Genomic DNA, 18,728 nt, shown 5'->3' on the forward strand with positions numbered 1-18,728 from the left:
GCGTGCCACCGATGTCGTGCTTGATCGTGATGCGGTCGAGGGGTCGCCGCCAGCGACAGCCTGGCCGCTGCGCATGGGGATTCTGGTGGTTCTGTGGGGCGTGGTGTATGTGCCTGCGATCGCCGCGGACCGGTGGTGGGATTCCAACAACACCGCCATCGGTTTCGGCGGCACAGGTATCTGGAGCACCACCGATCCTTTCTGGAGCCCCAACAATGACGGTGTGAGCGGCCCCTACAGCGCCTGGAACAACGGCGCCCTGGACGACGCCTTCTTCGGCGGCACCGTCGGCACCATCACGCTGGGCGAGCCGATCACCGTCCATAACCTCAATTTTGTGAGCGGCAATGGCTGGGTGCTCAACGGCAGTACGCTGACACTCGACGGCACGGACCCCACGATCACCAATGCCGGGACTGTCACCATCAATTCGGTGGTCAACAGCACCAGCGGGCTGATCAAGGCCGGTGGCGGCATCCTGACCCTGAATGCCAGCAACACCTTCAATGGCGGGATCGAAATCAACGGCGGCCGGCTTACGTTGAATGCCGCCAACACCTTCGTCGGCGATATCAACGTCAACAGCGGCGCGCTGTTTGTCAGCGGCGACACCGCCCTGGGCGACGTCGGCAATATGCTCAATATGGCCGCCAGCACCACGTTGAACGCCGGAGACACCGGCGGCAACCTGGACAACCGCATCGTCAATCTGACCGGCGTGGGGCAGGTCACCGTTAGCGGAGCCGGGCTCGGCAGCAACTTTTTCACCGGCACGGGCGGCATTTCTGTCGCTTCGAACATGCTTCTGGATAATGAGGGCAATGACTACACCGGCAAGACAAGTTTTGTCAGTAGTGCCTCCTTTACCTCAATAGGCAACCTGGGCGAGACCAGTTCACTGGGGGCGCCCACCACGGTTGCCGATGGCACCATCGCCGTGACGGCCGGGAACCCCGGGACCCGGGTCGTCAGCTACGTAGGCGACGGCGATACCTCCAACCGCAATTGGACTTTCCAGAGCTTTAGCAGTGCGCCGTTTCTCGTCAATAGCGGCACCGGCACCCTGACGCTAACTGGAAATATTGCGGTGGCTTCGGGGTCGCAAAACCAGCCAGCCCATTTCAACGCGACGACGGCGGACCTGGAATTGCTGGGTGTGATCAGCGGTTCTCATCTCTTTTTCAATGCCGCCGCCGGGCAGACCGTGACGCTGGGTGACAACAATACTTATAGCGGCAACATCACGATTGCTGGCGAAGGGCAGGTGCTGGTCGGCACTCTTGCCAATTACGGTATGGCCAGCTCGCTGGGGACGGGGGGAGTGTCGGCCAACATCGCCATAAATAGTGGCACCCTGAGCTACACCGGCAGCGGGGACAGCAGCAACCGCAACTGGTCGCTCAGCAACGGCACCCTGAGCAATGACGGCACGGGCGCCCTCACCCTGAGCGGGACCATGGCGATCGGCAACACCGCCAGCCTCGGCGGCAGCTTTACCGGCGCCGACAACGTCTACTCCGGCGTCATCGCCGGCGCCGGCAACCTGAGGAGCGTCGGCGACGCCACCTGGGTGCTGAACGGCGCCAACACCTATACCGGCAACACCATCGTCGACGGCGGCGTGCTGCGCGCCGGCACCACCGATGCCTTCGGCGCCTCGGACAATATCGAGATCAACGGCGGCGTGCTGGATTTCAACGATATCTCCTTCAACTTCCCCACCCTGAACGGCAGCGGCGGCACCCTGGATCTGGGCAGCGCCACCCTGACCCTGGAGGCCGATGAAGGCACCAGTGCAAGCTACGCCGGCAGCATCATTGGCACTGGTGGCCTGACCAAGCTGGGCGGCAGCGAGCAGACCTTGACCGGCGCCAGCAGCTACACCGGCGACACCACCATCGGCGGCGGCGCCCTGAACCTGGACTTCAGCGGTGCCGGCGGGCCCACCAGCAATATCATCGGCAGCGGCTCCACCCTGAACATGAGCGGCGGCACCCTCAACGTGATCGGCGCCGATGGCGAGAGCAACACCCAGACCTTCGACGGCCTCAACGTCACCGCCGGCATCAACGCCATCGACATCAGTTCCGGCACCGGCGGCAGCACCACCCTCAACCTGGGTGCCATTACCCGCACCGGCGGCCTGTTGAACTTCGAGCTGCCGGACAGCGGCAGCATCACCACCAGCAACGGGGACATGTTCCTGGCCTGGGCCATTGTCAACGGCACCGAATACGCCAAGGTGGAGGGCGGCTTGGTGCTGGCCTTCGAGGAATCCGACTACACCGACCAGGACGACGCCTCCCTGTGGATGAGCGGCCAGGTCATTTCCGACAACGACGGCGATACGGACGGCTTTTTCGGCACGGTGACCGGCAGCGTGCAATTGGGCGGCCTGCAGTACACCCAGCCGGTGGCCACCACCGTGACCGTGAACCCCGGGGAGACCCTGGGCGTGGATGCCCCCATCATCGTCTCGCCCTCGGTGTTGAATAACGACCAGCTGATTCAAGGCGGCATGATGACCGGCGGCAGCGGCACAGGCGATTCGCTCTCCATCCAGCAGAACAGCACCGGCAACTTCACCATCGATTCGCAGATAGTGGACAACGGCAACAACTTGGGCTTTTTCAAATCCGGCGAAGGTTTAGTGACACTGGGCAGCACTGCCAGCACCTATACCGGGCCCACGGTGATCGCCGAGGGCACCCTGGCGATCACCAGTGTCGCCAACGCCGGCGTTGCCAGCAGTATCGGCGCCGCCTCCACCGACCCGGCCAACCTGGTACTGCAGGGCAGCAAGCTCCAGTACACCGGCACCGGCGACAGTAGCGACCGCGGCTTCACCTTCAGCACCTCCGGCGCCATCCTCGGCGTCGAGCTGGAAGTCACCGATCCCAACGCCAACCTCACCTTCAGCGGCCTGGTCACCAGCCCCGACGACGCCAGCTTCACCAAAAGCGGGCCCGGCACCCTGACCCTGGCCAACCCCAACAACGACTATGTGGGCATCACTACCGTCACCGGTGGATTCATCTCGGTAGATACCCTGCCCAATGGCGGCGTGGTGAGCCCCATCGGCCAATCCAGCAGCGACCCCGCCAACCTGGTATTGGACGGCGGCGGCCTGCGCTACACGGGTGGCACCGCCAGCACCGATCGCGGTACGACCCTGGGCCCCAACGACGGCACCATCGACGTCACCAATGCGGCTACCGAATTGACCGTCAGCGGCAACATCGTTGGCACCAACAATTCCCTGACCAAGGAGGGCGACGGCACCCTGATATTGTCCGGCACCAACACCTACACCGGTGGCAACACCGTCAACGGTGGCGTGCTGCGCGCCGGCTCCACCCAGGCCTTCGGCGGCTTCACCGGCCAACCGACCACCCTGGCCGACGTGGCCGGCGTCACCCTGGACCTGGACGGCTTCGACAACATGATCGGCCCCCTGAACGGCGGCGGCGCCAATGGCGGCAACGTCACCCTCGGCTCCGCCACCCTGCGCATCGTCGGTGGCAACGGCGACTATTCGGGCGTAATCAGCGGCACCGGCGGAATCTGGCGCACCAACGGCGGCACCCAGACCTTTAACGGCTGCAACCACACCTACACCGGTGTCACCAATCTGCAGGCCAACCTCCGCACCGACTGCCTGCTCGACGGCGGCCTGGCCAGCGGCATCGGCGCCTCCAGCGCCGGCTCCACCAACCTGCAGTTCAACGGCGGCACGCTGATCTACACCGGCGGCAGCATCGCCATCGATCGCGGCTTCCAGTTGCTGGGAGCCGGTGGCATCCAGGTGACCGAAGCCGCCACCACCCTGGAGTTCGAGGGGGATGCCATCGGCGGTGGCTCGCTGAGCAAGAGCGGCGCCGGTACCCTGGTGCTGTCCGGCACCAATACCTATACCGGCAACACCACCGTGGCCGGCGGCGTGCTGCGCGCAGCGGCAACCAACGCCTTTGGTCCCCAAGGCCATATGATCCTGAACAACACCGCCGGCGTGCTGCTGGACCTGGACAGCTTCGATACGGTGGTGACCTCGCTGATCGGCGGCGGCGCCAATGGCGGCAACATCGACCTGGGCAGCGCCACGCTGACCCTGAACACCGTCGACAACCGCACCTACGCCGGGGCCATCACCGGCACCGGCAACCTGGTCAAGAACGGCAACACGCTTCAGGCGCTCAGCGGCTGCAACAGCGACTACACCGGCACCACCACCATCAATGCCGGCACCCTGCAAGTCACCTGCCTGGAGGACGGCGGCCTCAACAGCTCCATCGGCGCCTCCACCAGCGACCCCGCCAACCTGGTGATCAACGGCACCCTGAACTACGTCGGCAGCGGCGGCAGCACCAATCGCGAGTTCACCCTCGGCACCAGTGGCGGCACCATCGGCTCCAACGGCAGCGGCGCCATCGATTTCAGTTTTGCGGGCCCGGTGACCCTGGCCGGCACCGACACCGCGCGCACCCTGACCCTTACCGGCAACAATACCGGCACCAATATCTTTTCCGCGCAGCTGAACGACAACGGCACCGGCGCCACTTCGTTGACCAAGACCGGCAACGGCCTCTGGCGCCTGACCAGCGCCACCAGCAGCTACACCGGCGTCACCACCATCGATGGCGGCATCCTTGAGGTCAACGAGTTCGCGGACGGCGGCATGGCCAGCAGCATCGGCGCCGCCAGCTCCGACCCCGCCAACCTGGTGATCGGCAATGAGTCCACCCTGCGCTACACCGGCGCCGGTGACTCCAGCGACCGCCAGTTCACCCTCGCCCCCGGCGTGTCCTTTATCGAGTCCTCCGGCACCGGCGCCCTGCAGTTCACCAACACCGGCGCGGTGGGCCTGAGCGGCACCGACACAGCGCGCACCATGGCGCTGGGCGGCACCAACACCGGCGACAACACCTTCGGCGGCGCCATCGGCGACAACGGCACCGGCGCCACCACCTTGGCCAAGAACGATTCCGGCACCTGGATTCTCACCGGCAACAACACCTTCACCGGCAACACGGTGATCAACGACGGCAACCTGATCATCGGCAACGGCGGCACCACTGGCAACGCCGGCGCCGGCGACGTGATCGTGGCCAACCCCACCTCCACCCTGTCCCTGAACCGCAGCGACACCTTCACCTTCGACGGCACTTTGAGCGGTCCGGGCACCTTGGCGCAGATCGGTTCCGGCACCAGCATATTGACCTCTCTGGACAATGCGATAGGCGCCACCACTATTGAGAATGGCACCCTGCAGGTGGACGGCGGTCTGGAAACCCCCACCGTCGACATGACCGGCACCTCCGAGCTAAGCGTGAACGGCACGGTGCAGGCGGATGGCCCCACCCAGACTGTGATCACCGGCGATGCCGGGGACCAGACGATTACCGTCGGCGCGGGCGGCACCCTGCTGGCCAATGGCGACCTGGGCGACGGTAACGACACCATCGATCTGACCGGCACCCTGGACACGGGCACAGGCACCCTGGCCTTGGGCGATGGCGACGACACCCTGATCCTCAACGACGGCGCGCAGATGCTGGGGGCCGGTGTGAACGCTTCCGGCGGCAGCGGCACCGACACATTGGTGGTCAACACCGTCCTCGGCTTCGTCCTGGACGGCGGCGAGATCGACACCTTCAACATCCTGACCAAGCAGAACACCGGTGAACTGACCCTCACCGGCGACCACGACTTCGATACGGGCACCCAGATCGAGGACGGCACCCTGACCGTGGACGGCGCCCTGATCACGCCCACCCTGTCCATGGACAACGACACCACCCTGAACGTGGACGGCCTGGTGCAGGGTGCCGGCGAGACCCAGACCACCATCACTGGCAGCGCGGGCGACCAGGTCATCAACGTGGGCAACGGCGGCGCCCTGCTCGCCGCTGGAGACCTGGGCGACGGCAACGATAGCGTGACCCTGGCCGGCCTCCTGGACACCGGCGCCGGCACCCTGAACCTGGGCGACGGCGACGACACCCTGACCCTCCAGGACGGCGCCGTGATCGAGGGCACCGGCGTGGACGCCGGCGGCGGCAGCAACGACACCCTGATCCTGGACAACGCCAACGCGCTGGCCTTCGACGGCGGCCAGACCGCCGGCTTCGAGTTCCTGCAGAAGGACAATGCGGGCGAAGCCACCATGACCGGCAGCCAGAGTTTCAGCGGCGGTACCGACCTCAACGAGGGCACCCTCACCATCGCCGGCGACCTGGAGACCCCCACCGTCGACATGGCGGACGATACCGTGCTGAATGTGGACGGCACACTGGAAGCGGGCTTTGGCGGCCCCGCGCTGATCAATGGCAGCGCCGGCGACAACACCGTCACCGTGGGCGCCGGTGGCACCCTGATCGCCAACGGCAACCTCGGCGACGGCAACGACATACTGGATGTGGCCGGTACCCTGGATACCGGTGGCCTGGTCTTCGAGCTGGGCGACGGCGACGACACCCTGACCATCCACGATGGCACCAACATCATCGGCACCGTGGACGGCGGCGGCGGCACCAACACCTTCAACACCAATATCAACACCGTCGCCGACCTGGGGGCGGTGCAGAGCTTCCAGGTCCTGAGCAAGACCGGCACCGGCGTGCTCAACATCAACGGCCTGCTGGACTCGGATTTCCATACCGTCGAGGTGCTCGAAGGCACTGTGGACGTCACCGCCGGCGGCAGCGTGGTGGCGCCGCCGGGCGAGACCCTGGACACCGTGGTGGCCAGCGGTGCGACCCTGAACGTGGACGGCAGCTACACCGCCAGCGACTTTGACGACACCTTCGAGGTGTCCGGCACCGTGTCCGGCACTGGCACGATCGACCTGGGCGACGGCGCCGATACCCTGACCCTGAACGACGGGGCCGTGCTGGCCAACGCCATCGACGGCGGTGCCGGCAGCGATGACACCCTGGTGCTCAACAACGCCCAGGATCTGACATTCGATGGCGGCAACACCAGCGGGTTCGAGTTCCTGCAGAAGGACAACGCGGGCGAAGCCACGATGACCGGCAGCCAGAGTTTCGTCGGCGGGACCACGATCAACGAGGGCACGCTGAGCGTGGCCGGGAATCTGGAAACTCCGACCGTGGCCATGGCCGACGACACCACGTTGAATGTGGACGGCACCCTCGGCGCCGGTCCCGTGGACCCGACGATCATCACCGGCAGCGCCGGAGCCAACACCCTCAACGTGGGCCCGAGCGGCACCCTGTGGGCCAGCGGCGACCTGGGCGATGGCGACAACGCCGTGGTTGTTGAGGGGCTGATGGACACCCTGGGCGGCGACTTCGTCCTCGGCGCCGGCACCGACACCCTGGACGTGTCCGGCACCCTGGACCTGGGCGGCGGCACCTTCTTCCTGGGCGATGGCGACGACAACTTCATCGTGCACGACGGCACGGTGGTGATCGGCACCGTGGACGGCGGTGACGGCTTCGACACCCGCACCTACAACATCAACACCAGCGCCGATCTGGGCGCGCTGGTGAACTTCGAGGGGGTGACCAAGACCGGCACCGGTGTACTGAACATCACCGGTCCGGGCGCGACCGACCTGCAGCAGGTGGAGGTGCTGGAGGGCACGCTGGACGTGCACGCCGGCGCGAGCATCGTGGCCACGCCGGGCGAGTCGCTGGACACGCGGGTGGCCGCGGGCGCGACCTTGAACGTGGACGGCGAGTTCGGCTGTGGCGACCAGGCCGACACGATGGACGTATCAGGCACAGTCTCTGGCAGCGGCACGATCAACCTGTGCGGCGGCGATGACGTGCTGGTGCTCAACGACGGCGCCGACCTCAGCGGGCTGGCCAACCCGATCGACGGTGACGCTGGCGACGATCGCGTGGTGCTCAACAACGCCAACGACTTCACCCTGGACGCGGGCCAGGTCGCCAACTTCGAGGTGCTACAGAAGGACAACACCGGCGAGGCGACCCTGACCGGTGTCCACGAGTTCAGCGGCGGCACCGAGTTGAACGCGGGTACGCTGACCGTGGACGGCGCGCTGTTCACGCCGACCGTGGCGATGGGCGATGACACCGTCTTCAACGTCGAGGGCTTTGCGGCCGGCAGTGCCATGGCGCCGGTGCCGATGGACATCCAGGGCTCCGCCGGCAGCAACACGGTGAACATCGCCCAGGGCGCGGTGCTGATCGCCAGCGGCGACCTGGGCGACGGCGAGGACGTGCTGGATGTTGCCGGCGTGCTGGACACCGGCGGCGGTGTCTTCTCGCTCGGCGCGGGCGACGACACCCTGACCATCCACGACGGCACCAACATCATCGGCATCGTGGACGGCGGTGCCGGCACCGACACCTTCAACCCGAACATCAACACCAGCGCCGATCTGGGCGCGCTGGTGAACTTCGAGGTGCTGAGCAAGACCGGCGTGGGCGTACTCAATGTCAATGGCCCCGCGGTATCGGAGTTCGAGACCGTGAATGTGCAGGAGGGCACCCTGAACGTGGCCGCCGCCGGCGGCATCCAGGCGCAGGACACCACGATCTTCAGTGGCGCGACCCTCAACGTGGACGGCACTTACACGGGTACCGGCGGCGACGACACGTTCACCGTGGCCGGCACCGTGACCGGCAACGGCACGATCGACCTGGGCGACGGCGACGACACCTTCACCATCCAGGACGGCGCGGACCTGTCCGGCCTGGCCACCCCGGTGGACGGTGGCGCGGGCAACGACACCTTCGTGGCCGACCTGGCCGGCGAGGCGACCCTGGGCGGTGCGATCAACTTCGAGACCCTGACCAAGACCAACACCGGCACCTTGCACGTGGACGGTCCGGCCGAGTCCGAGTTCTCCACCGTCAATGTGCTCGGCGGCCTGCTCGACATTGGTGTCGACGGCGAGATCGCGGGCGTGCGGGACGCGACCGTGGCCAGCGGCGCGACTCTCAATATCGACGGCAACTTCCTGTTCACCGAGGATGACGATGTCTTCACCGTGGCCGGTACGGTCAGCGGCCTGAGCGACATCAACATGCTCGACGGCAACGACACCCTGGTCATCCAGGACGGTGCCGACCTGTCCGGCCTGGCCGGGCCGGTGGACGGCGGCGATGGCGACGACACCCTGGTCACCGACATCGCCGGCACGGCGACCCTGGGCGGTGCGATCAACTTCGAGACCTTGAACAAGACCAACACCGGCACCCTGATCGTGGCCGGCCCGGCCCAGTCCGACTTCACCACGGTCAACCTGGACGGCGGCACCCTGGACATCGGGCCGCAGGGCGACATCAGCGGCGTGGTCACCACCAACATCGCGGCCGGTACCGTGTTCAATGTCGACGGCAACTACGCCGGCTCCGACGGCGACGACACGATGACCGTGGCCGGTGCGGTGACCGGCAGCGGCCCGATCGGCCTGGGCGACGGCGACGACACCCTGACCCTCAACGACGGCGCCGACTTCGCCGGCTACAGCGGTGCTTTGGCCGGCGGCGCCGGCAACGACACGGTGGTGCTCAACAACAGCGGCGACTTGGCCTTCGGGGCCGGCAGCATCACCGGCTTCGAGACCCTGCAGAAGAACAACGGCGGCACTGCCACCCTGTTCGGCGTGCACGACTACAGCGACAGCACCGAGCTCAACGGCGGCGCGCTGGTGGTGGCCGACCGCCTGACCACGCCGGTGATCGGGATGGCCGGCGGCACCACCCTGACCGTGGACGGCCAGCTGCAAGGCCCCGCCGGCAGCGCGGCAGAGATTGTCGGCGGTGCCGGGGACAAGACCCTGGTGATCAACGGCAGTGCGCTGGCCCATGGCGACCTGGGTGAGGGCAACGATGTGCTGGATGTCGTCGGTGTGCTGGACACGCAGGGCGGGGTGCTGTCGCTGGGTGGTGGCGATGACACCTTCATCATCCACGATGGCACGACCCTCATCGGGACCGTGGACGGTGGCACAGGCACCAACACCTTCAACACCAACATCCATACCAGCGCCGACCTGGGGGCGGTGACCAACTTCCAGGTGCTGGACAAGACCGGCGTGGGCGTGCTCAACGTCAACGGTCCGGGGGTGTCGGACTTCAACACCGTGAACGTCAATGAAGGCACCCTGTACATAGGCCCTGACGGCAGCGTGATCGCCCCCACCGGCGGCACCCTGGACACCTTCGTCGCCAGCGGCGCGGTGCTCAACGTCGATGGCGCGTACGGCTGCGGCGACGGCAACGACACCCTGACCGTGGCCGGCACCATCCGCGGCAGCGGCACCGTGGACCTGTGCGCGGGCGACGACACCCTGGTGCTGCTCGACGGCGCGGTGCTGGAAACGGTGATCGACGGCAACGTGCCCGAAGAGGGCAGCGACTGGGTGATCATCAACAACACGATCAGCCACGAGTACGACCTCGACATGATCGTCAACTTCGAGCACCTGGTGAAGGAGAACAGCGGCGAGGCGATCCTGGTGGGCAGCGGCCAGTTCACCGGCGACACCGCGATCGAGGGCGGCACGCTGACGGTGGCCGGGCAACTGGGCACACCGATCGTGGCGATGAGCGACGACACGGTGCTGAACGTGACCGGGACGCTGGACGGCGGTGGCGGTGCGGCGGCGACGCTGACCGGCAGTGCCGGGACCAACACGGTCACGGTGGGCGCGGGCGGCCGGCTGGTCGCCAGCGGCGACCTGGGCGACGGCGCGGATGTGCTGGATGTGGCCGGGACCCTGGATACCGGTGACGGCGTGCTGACCCTGGGCGATGGCGATGACACCTTCATCATCCACGACGACACGGTCGTCATCGGGACCGTGGCTGGCGGCGCCGGCACCGACACGCTCAACGCCGACATCGCGACCCGGGCCGACCTGGGCGCGGTGCAGGAGTTCGAGGTGCTGACCAAGACCAACGCCGGCGTGCTCAACGTCAACGGTCCGGCATCGTCCGACTTCATCGCGGTCAACGTCGAAGGCGGCACCTTGCATGTGGCCGAAGCCGGCCGCGTGGCGGCGCAGCACACGACGGTCGCGGCCGGCGCGACGCTGGACATCGCCGGCAGCTACACCGGCACCGACGGCGACGACACCTTCACTTCGCGCGGCACCGTGAACGGTGCACTGGCGTTCGGCGGCGGCAACGACACCGCGCACTTCATCGGCGGTGACATCAGCGGCCTGACCGCGATCGACGGCGGTGCCGGCGACAACCTGCTGCGCTTCAGCACGCAGGACCTGAGTGATGGAAACCTGGCCGTGGTCAGCCAGTGGCAGCGGGTGGAACTGCTGGACAACACGACCCTGACCCAGGGCCGCGCCTTCGATCTGGCCGGCGGCACGCTGTTCATCGACCCCACCTCGCAGTGGATCGCCAACGCCGGCGCCGCACTGGCCGGCAACGTCGAGAACGCCGGCCTGATCCAGGTCGGTGGCAACCGCCTGGCGATCGGCGGCAGCTACACCGGCCTCGACGGTGCACTGCAACTGACCGTTTCGCCCGGCACCCTGAGTGCCGGTGGGCTGGACATCGACGGCGACGTGCGCGGCACCACGTTCGTGCGGTTCGAGAGCGACGGCAGCGAATTCACCGGTGGCGGCCTGGCGTCGATCCTGGTGATCGCCAGTCCGAACGACGACCTGGGCACGGCCGGCGGGTTCGCCCCGGCCGAGGGCGGCAGCTTCGTGCGCCTGGACGGCAGCATCCTGCCGTGGAGCTTCGGCCAGGAAGAGGACCGCAACTGGTACCTGAGCGCCGAAGCGGGCGTGTTGCCGGAAGTGCCGGCCTACGGCGTGCTGCCGAGCCTGGCGCTGCTGGCCGCACAGGACAGCGACCGCCTGATCCACCAGCGCCTGGCCGGTGTGCGCGGCGGCGAGCTGCCGGAGTGCGGCATCCGGCCCGAATGGCCGGTGGAGCGGGCCGGGACCGGGGTGATCGACGATTGCCGCGGGGTCTGGACGGCGGTGACCTACAGCGACCTGGACCTGGGCGCGAACCCGGGCTTCGAGGTTTCAGGTGAAAACGTCGGCCTGTACGTGGGCGTCGACAGCGCTTTCGATCGCGAGGGCCGGACCCTGCGCGGCGGCCTGTTCCTGGGCTACCGCCACGGCAACTACTGGACCACGGGGGTCAACTCCACCGACCTGCCCGGGTCGGGGATCGCCAATGTCGACATCGACACCGCGGTCGGCGGCATGTACCTGAGCCACACCTGGGACAGGGGCGGGTATGTCAACTTCGTCCTGACCGGGCAACTGCCGCACGCGGACATCCGCACCCCTGACGGGTTCAGCGAGCGCATCACCGGCAACACCCTGACCCTGAGCACGCGCGCGGGCCACCGCTATCAGTTGAATGACGGCTGGTTGCTGGAGCCGCAGGTGCAGGTGGAGGTCAGCGCGGTGAGCTGGGGCGGCAAGGTGGATGCGTCGGGCAAGCAGGTGATGTTCGATGACGACCTGGTCAGCACGGCGCGGGCGGCGCTGCGGGTGGAGAAGACGATCGAACGTGGCAACGGCGCAGTGATCCGGCCGTGGGCGACGCTGGGCGTGCAGCGGGTGATGGGCGAGAACGAGAACAGCGTGACCCTGGCGACGCCGGGGGCGCTGGACAATGGGCTGGCCTTCCCGAACCACGACCTGGGCACGTCGGCGACGCTGGACCTGGGGCTGGAAGCGACGATCAACCAGCGCCTGAGCGCCTTCGGCGTGCTGTCGATTGGCCGGGAACTGGACGGGACCGACTACGAGCAGCGCGGGGCCTATATCGGCATACGGGCGAGGTGGTGAGTCGCGACGACCCCTCACCTTCACTGGACTCGAACCAACGGGTCTCCGGGACTCTCGGGCGGCCCAATCAGGGGGAGGGGTTTTTTCGGGCGTCCGCCTTGTCCGGCAGGTGCCGGCTCGGGTCGCTGAGTTCCAGTTCACGCAGCACCACCCCGGCCTGGGTACGGTTGCGCACGCCCAGCCGCTCGAAGATCGCCGACAGATGAGCCTTGACCGTGCGTTCCTGCACGTCCAGGCGGTCGGCGATCTGCTTGTTGAGCAGGCCCTGCGCGACCAGGGTCAACACCCGGAACTGTTGCGGCGACAGGCTGGCGAGGCGGGCGGCGAGGTCGGCGTCGGCGCGCGCGCTTTCGGTGCGGGCGACGGCGGCGCGCAACGCGGGCGGCAGCCATTGTTCGCAGGCGAGCACTGCGCGGATTGCGTCGCGCAGTTCGTCCAGGCCGGCGCTCTTGGGCAGGTAGCCGGCGGCGCCGTGGTCGAGCGCGCGGCGGACCACCCGCGGGTCGTCGTTGGCCGAGACCACCACCACCGCCACGCCCGGGTGCTGGGCGCGGATCGCCGCCAGTCCGGCCAGGCCATGGTTGCCGGGCATGTGCAGGTCGAGCAGGACCAGGTCGGTGTCGGGTGCGTCGTCGAGCGCTGCCAGCACCGCCTCCAGCGTATCGGCCTCGCGGACCGTGGCGTCGGGCACGGCGTCGGCCGCGGCCTGGCGCAAAGCGGCGCGGAACAGTGGGTGGTCGTCGGCGATGAGCAGATTCGACATCGGGGCAGGCTCGGTAGCGGTGCCAGCCTATCAGGCAGGCACGGAAATCGTGCGGTGCGGACGGTCGTACCAACGTACGATGGGCCGGACGGCGGGTCTTGCTAGGCTGTGGGGCATGAATACGCCAACACTCGCCCTTGTCGCCCGGGCTTCGGGCCTGGCCGCGGCATTGACGCTGGTCGCGTGCACCACCAGCACGCGATCTTCCGACCAGGAGATGTCGATGGCGGCCATCACCACTGCATTCAGCGCCGAACTTGAGACCTTCCATCACGACGACGACGACCTGCTGACCGCCGGCCTCGGCCTCGACGGCCTGCGCGTGATGGCACCGCCGGCCTTCGCCGATGCCGCTCGTCCTACACTCTCTGAACTGCGTCGCCGTGCGATCTGGAGCAACTGGCGTGGCATCGCCGATCTCGTCCCTGGCGGCGGTTACGGCGACCTGTATGGCAGCACGGCCGATGTGCCCGGACGCGAGTTCAGCGCCTTCGCGCGGATCGATGGAGCGCGCCAGCCGCACCGGCTGCTGGTGCAGGTCCCCGATGATTTCGATACCGGCAAGCGTTGCGTGGTGGTGACGGCTTCATCGGGCTCGCGCGGCATCTATGGCGCGATCGCGGTGGCGGGCGCCTGGGGCCTGCCGAAGGGATGCGCGGTCGCCTACACGGACAAGGGCGCGGGTACCGATTATTTCGATCTCGATGCGGGGAAGGGCATTGCGGCCGACGGCACCGTTGCCACGGCAGGCGAGGCCGCACTCGCGTTCGCACCCGACGCCCCGGCCGGTGAGGCGACGGCGCGCGGCGTTGCGGTCAAGCATGCCCACTCGCAGGACAACCCCGAGGCCGACTGGGGTCTCCATGTACGGCAGGCGGCCGAGTTCGCCCTGCACGCACTGGACAAAGCGCGTCCGGGTGAGGCGCCGTTTACTTTCGACAACACCCGGATCATCGCAGTCGGCATTTCCAATGGTGGCGGTGCGGTCCTTCGTGCCGCCGAGCTGGAGGGGGACTGGCTCGATGCAGTCGTCGCGGGCGAGCCGAACATCGACGCCGAAGGTGGCCGCAGCCTGTACGACTACACCACCGAGGCCGCACTGCTGATGCCGTGCGCGCTGCTCGACCAGACGCTGGCGCCACTGCCGGCGGCAGCGGGTTCGGCGGCGTCACTGGGGCGTTGTAGCCGACTGCGCATGGCGGGCCTGGTCGAGGGAGACGATGCCGCTGCGTGGGTCGTCGATGCCCACCGCCGGCTCAATGCCAGCGGCTGGAGCGACGAGGCGTTGAAGGCCGGGGCGTTGTCGTCCGGCTTCGACCTGTGGCGTGCGATCGCGGTCACCTACGCGTCCGCGTATGGCCGTTACGGCGTCGGCCAGCATCCCTGCGGCTTCGGTTTCGCCGTGCTCAACGAGCCTTTCTCACCGCGTGCTTCCTCCGATGCCGAACGCGCAACCTGGTGGGCCGACGGCAGCGGCATCCCGCCCGGTGCCGGGGTCGGCATCGTCGAAATGCCGACGGCCGTGCCGGATCCGACCTTCGGCGGCCTGCAATGCCTGCGTGCGCTATGGACCGGCGAAGGAGACGCCGCTCACCGCGTCCGCGCAGGCGTGGCCGAAGTCCGCGCCGCGCCGCCGCGTGCGGGCCTGCCGGTGGTCGTGGTCCACGGCACCGACGACGGCCTGGTGCCGATGGCTTTCAGCAGCCAGCCCTATGTGGCGATGGCGAAAGCGGCCGGCCGCGACGTGCGTTTCTGGCAGGTCCGCAATGCCCAGCACTTCGATGCCTTCCTCGGTCTGCCGGACTACGCCGCCCGCTACCTGCCGCTGCTGCCTTACGTGTACGAGGCGCTGGACCGGGTCGAAGCCCATCTGGACAATGGCGCGCCACTGCCGGCCGATGCGGTGATCGAAACCACGCCGCGTGGGGGCAGCCGTTGACTGCCGGCCATCTGGCGATTCCGTGATAACTCCTCGCGGTCATCCACGGCGGAAAAAAGGTTCTTCTCCCTAGTGAGGGGGAGTTCGCTTTCAGCGAAGGCGTGGACACTGCCGTTTGTGTTCGATCGCCGGTTCTCGCCGCGACCTGGCTGTCCCGACGCGACCTGCCGGCCTTGACGGCGAATGTCCCCCGGCCGCCGCCCGTGGCGGCGGCCTCCTCCTTGATTTCGCCGTCAAGACCGGCAGATCCCGTCGGATCGCGCGGTTACGCTGGAACGCGAAGGCGGTCATCCTCGGGATTCGGCTCTTGGGACCATCGGTCATGCCGGAACGCCGGGGGCGAAGAAGCGAAAAATGGGGCGATGCAGTTGCCTCCCGCTCATCGCCTTGGCACGCTGGCGCTCCTTCCACCCGCAGGGCAGACCATGTCCGATCCGCGTCCCAGACCGCGCCACTTCTCGATGCTGCGCGAGTTCCACCTCGCCGACTGGTTCACTCTTGGCAATGCGGTCTGCGGCACCGGCGCGGTTTTCGCTGCGATGCGCTACCTGCAGAGCAACGAGCTGCGCGACCTGATGGTGGGGATGGCGCTGATCCCGCTGGCCTTCATCTTCGACGCACTCGACGGTCGCATTGCGCGCTGGCGCAAATCGTCCTCCACCCTCGGCCGCGAACTCGACTCGCTGGCGGACGTGATTTCCTTCGGTGTCGCCCCCGTCGCGCTGGCCTGGGCCTGCGGCCTGCAGGGTGGCTGGGACTGGCTGGTGCTGAGCTACTTCGTCGGCTGCGGGGTCAGCCGGCTGGCCCGCTACAACGTCACCGCCGAGCAGCTTGCCGGCGATGACGACAAGGTCAGCCATTTCGAGGGGACCCCGATCCCGACCAGCCTGGTGCTGGTGATCGTGCTTGCGGTGGCAGCCTGGCAGGGGGCGACCGGTCCGGATATCTGGTTCGGTTCGATCCAGCTTGGCCCGTGGCAACTGCATCCCTTGGTGCTGATGTTCGCCGTGTCCGGCTCGCTGATGATCAGCAAGACCCTGCGCATCCCCAAGCCTTGAGCACGTCGATTGAACATGCCATTGCTATGATCGGCCGGAGAAGGAGGGATCATGGCAAACAACCCGTTCGGCGGTGACTTCGAGTCGCTCGCGCGGCAGTACTGGAACCAGTGGGGCGAGATGATGCGTGCCGGCGCCGCGCCCGGGCCGTTCGCGGCACCGTCCGCATCCGCTACGCCGGAGATGCCCGGCTGGGACGAAGCGATCAATTGGTGGTCCCGGCTCGCCGCAGGCGGCGGCCAGTCCGACGTCAACGCCGCGGTCGGTCGTTTCGACCGCCAGGCACGCGACTGGTTCGGCCGCATCCAGCAACTCGCCGCCGGATTTGCCGGTCAGAACCCGGCCGTATCCGAGGTCGTCGAGGCCTGGAAGAAGATGCTTGGGGGTGGCAACGCCAATCCGTTCGACGATGTGTTCGCCGGCATGGGCGGGCACGGGCTGCAAGGCTTCGACCAATGGTTGCAGCAGGCTGCGCCGTTCATTTCCGCCCTGCAGGGCGAGGGGCGCAGCTGGCTCGGCATGCCTGCGTTCGGTTTCGCCCGCGAGCATCAGGAGCGTTGGCAGCGCATCGCCCAGCTCCACATCGACTACCAGCAGCGCAGCCAGGCCTGCCAGACGCTGATGTCCGAGGCCAGCCAGCGTGCCTTCGCACATTTCGAACGCAGGCTGGAGGAACACGCCGAGCCCGGCCGCCAACTGACGTCCGCACGCGCGCTGTTCGACCTCTGGATCGATGCAGCCGAGGACGCCTACGCCGAAGTGGCGATGTCGCCGCGCTACCGCGAGGACTTCGGCGAGATGGTCAACGCGCAGATGCGCCTTCGCGCGGCCCTGCAACACGAGGTGGAACTGACAGCCGGCCTGTTCGGCATGCCTTCGCGCACCGAGATCGACTCCGCCCATCGCAAGATCGTCGAGCTGGAGCGCGAGTTGCGGCGCCTGCGTGAGCGAATCGGGCAGGTGGCCTCGGAACAGGCTTCAGAAAAGCCGGCTTCAGAAAAGCCGGCCCCGGAAAAGCCGGCTGCGAAGAAAGCCCGGGCAAAGAAGGTTGCGACGAAGAAGGCTGCGACGAAGAAGGCCGCCGCGAAGAAGGGGGCTCGCTGACATGGGTCGCATCGATATCAACGCGCCACTCAAGTTCACCGCCGAGTCGCTGGCCAAGGAGGCGATGGCGCTGCAGACCAAACTGCGCGCCGGACTGGAAACCCTGCGCCAGGTCGAGGACGTCAACTACGGTGCGACCTCGAAGGAGGAGGTCTGGCGCGACGGCCGGGTGGTGTTGTACCGCTTCCGTGGCGAGCGCGAACCGACCTCGCAAGTGCCGCTGCTGATCGCCTATGCACTGGTCAATCGGCCGTACATGACCGACCTGCAGACCGACAAATCGATCGTGCGCGGCCTGCTCGAACGCGGCGAGGACGTCTACATCCTCGACTGGGGCTATCCGGATCGTTCCGACCGCTATCTGGAACTGGAGGATTACATCCAGCGCTTCCTCGGTGACGCGGTCGATCATCTGCGCGAATCCAGCGGGCAGGAGGCGATCAACCTGCTCGGCATCTGCCAGGGCGGCGCGTTCTCGTTGTGCTATGCCGCGTTGAATCCGGACAAGGTGCGCAATCTGGTCACCATGGTGACTCCGGTGGATTTCCATACCGACGACAACATGCTCTCGCACTGGACCCGCAACATCGATGTCGACCAGTTCGTCGAGACTGTCGGCAACGTTCCGGCCGATCTGATGAACTGGTGCTACCTCACCCTGAAGCCGTGGCGGCTGTTCGTGCAGAAGTACGTCGGACTGGTCGACATCCTCGACAACAAACAGGCGGTCGAGGACTTCCTGCGCATGGAGAAATGGATCTTCGATTCGCCCGACCTCGCCGGCGAGGCCTTCCGCCAGTTCATCAAGATGTTCTACCAGGGCAACGGCTTCGTGCGCGGCGACATCCGTATCGGCGACCGGCTGGTCGATCTGGCGCGCATCACCATGCCGGTATTCAACATCTTCGCCCAGCAGGACCACCTGGTTCCGCCCGCAGCCTCGCAGGCGCTCGGCGGTCTGGTCGGTACCGACGACTACACCGAGCACTCCTTCCGTGGCGGCCACATCGGCATCTATGTGTCCAGCCGTGCCCAGCGCGAGGTGCCGCAGAGCATCCACGATTGGTTGCATGTTCGCTGACGGCGGGATGGACG

6 protein-coding genes are annotated in these 18,728 nt (G+C 67.2%); 5 read left to right on the forward strand and 1 reads right to left on the reverse strand.

Going from position 1 to position 18,728, the window contains the following annotated elements:
• Nucleotides 1-16: 16 nt before the first annotated feature.
• On the forward strand, nucleotides 17-12,769 hold the full coding sequence (locus FKV23_RS06975) for an autotransporter-associated beta strand repeat-containing protein (RefSeq protein WP_244244123.1): 12,753 nt from the start codon (nucleotides 17-19) through the stop codon (nucleotides 12,767-12,769).
• A gap of 67 nt (nucleotides 12,770-12,836) precedes the next feature.
• Here the strand turns inward: FKV23_RS06975 and FKV23_RS06980 are convergent, their stop codons facing one another.
• Nucleotides 12,837-13,532, reverse strand: a complete 696-nt coding sequence (locus FKV23_RS06980; protein WP_141623207.1) for a response regulator transcription factor — start codon at nucleotides 13,530-13,532, stop codon at nucleotides 12,837-12,839.
• A 115-nt stretch (nucleotides 13,533-13,647) separates the two neighbouring features.
• On the opposite strand from FKV23_RS06980, the gene FKV23_RS06985 reads away from it, so the two are divergent.
• From FKV23_RS06985 to FKV23_RS07000, 4 genes are all read left to right on the forward strand, one after another.
• Complete coding sequence (locus FKV23_RS06985; RefSeq protein WP_244244124.1) at nucleotides 13,648-15,471, forward strand: D-(-)-3-hydroxybutyrate oligomer hydrolase; 1,824 nt, start codon at nucleotides 13,648-13,650, stop codon at nucleotides 15,469-15,471.
• Between the two features lie 425 nt (nucleotides 15,472-15,896).
• Nucleotides 15,897-16,529: a CDP-alcohol phosphatidyltransferase family protein gene (locus tag FKV23_RS06990; RefSeq protein ID WP_141623208.1), complete on the forward strand. Its 633-nt coding sequence runs from the start codon at nucleotides 15,897-15,899 to the stop codon at nucleotides 16,527-16,529.
• A 51-nt stretch (nucleotides 16,530-16,580) separates the two neighbouring features.
• Entirely contained in the window at nucleotides 16,581-17,633 is a 1,053-nt protein-coding gene (gene phaE, locus FKV23_RS06995; RefSeq protein WP_141623209.1) for a class III poly(R)-hydroxyalkanoic acid synthase subunit PhaE, read from the forward strand.
• Between the two features lie 16 nt (nucleotides 17,634-17,649).
• A complete protein-coding gene (locus FKV23_RS07000) occupies nucleotides 17,650-18,714 on the forward strand; it encodes a class III poly(R)-hydroxyalkanoic acid synthase subunit PhaC (RefSeq protein WP_141625093.1) in 1,065 nt (354 codons plus the stop codon).
• The last annotated feature ends 14 nt before the right edge of the window (nucleotides 18,715-18,728 follow it).

It is taken from the genome of Lysobacter alkalisoli, assembly GCF_006547045.1.
GTDB lineage: Bacteria > Pseudomonadota > Gammaproteobacteria > Xanthomonadales > Xanthomonadaceae > Marilutibacter > Marilutibacter alkalisoli.

Coding starts and splice junctions, on each gene's coding strand:
- FKV23_RS06990 (WP_141623208.1), top strand. CDS start 15,897: ATGTCCGATCCGCGTCCCAGACCGCGCCACTTCTCGATGCTGCGCGAG.
- phaE (WP_141623209.1), top strand. CDS start 16,581: ATGGCAAACAACCCGTTCGGCGGTGACTTCGAGTCGCTCGCGCGGCAG.
- FKV23_RS06980 (WP_141623207.1), bottom strand. CDS start 13,532: ATGTCGAATCTGCTCATCGCCGACGACCACCCACTGTTCCGCGCCGCT.
- FKV23_RS06985 (WP_244244124.1), top strand. CDS start 13,648: ATGAATACGCCAACACTCGCCCTTGTCGCCCGGGCTTCGGGCCTGGCC.